Origin of the sequence: Corynebacterium sp. HMSC05D08 (assembly GCF_001807215.1) — a bacterium.
GTDB classification, from domain to species: Bacteria; Actinomycetota; Actinomycetes; order Mycobacteriales; family Mycobacteriaceae; genus Corynebacterium; species Corynebacterium striatum.
In genome coordinates this window covers 1-500 of record NZ_KV788312.1, presented here as the reverse complement: position 1 = coordinate 500, position 500 = coordinate 1, and the positions used below count along the sequence as shown (strand labels likewise).

Below are 500 nucleotides of genomic sequence, written 5' to 3'. Positions count from 1 at the left end.
ACCTGGCCCAAGCATTAATCAACGCGGCGTGCCGCAACGATTACTCCGCGAGTTTCTACCGCACGGACATGCTTGCAACACAACTTGCAGTCTTACAGCCCGATGACCCCACCCGGTTGAAGTTCATTGAGCAACTCCACAACGTGGACGTACTTGTCCTGGATGACTTTTTAACCACGCCGATTGATGCTGCCACGGCGCATCAGATATTTAATATCCTCGCCGCGCGCGAACATACCGGCTCGACGATTGTGACCTCCCAGTTCACCCCGAAAGACTGGTATGCGTCGATTCCTGACGCGGTCATTGCAGAGTCGATTCTCAACCGGCTTGTCGTTGGTGCTGAGATCATCACACTGGAAGGACCGAATATGCGCTTAGAAGCCAACGAGTAACCCTCCAACGTCTCCGTGGCACCTGGGTGATCCCTGCGCTACCGGGTACTCAGTCAGGTGCTACCGGATACTCACCACGCCGCTACCATTTCAGTCTTCTAAACA

General features: G+C 54.4%; 1 protein-coding gene. It reads left to right on the top strand.

Features of this window, described 5'->3' with window-relative positions:
* Window positions 1-395, top strand: a 395-nt coding sequence (locus HMPREF3148_RS03380; RefSeq protein WP_168163005.1) for an ATP-binding protein, incomplete at its 5' end; no start/stop codon positions are given.
* Between the last annotated feature and the right edge of the window lie 105 nt (window positions 396-500).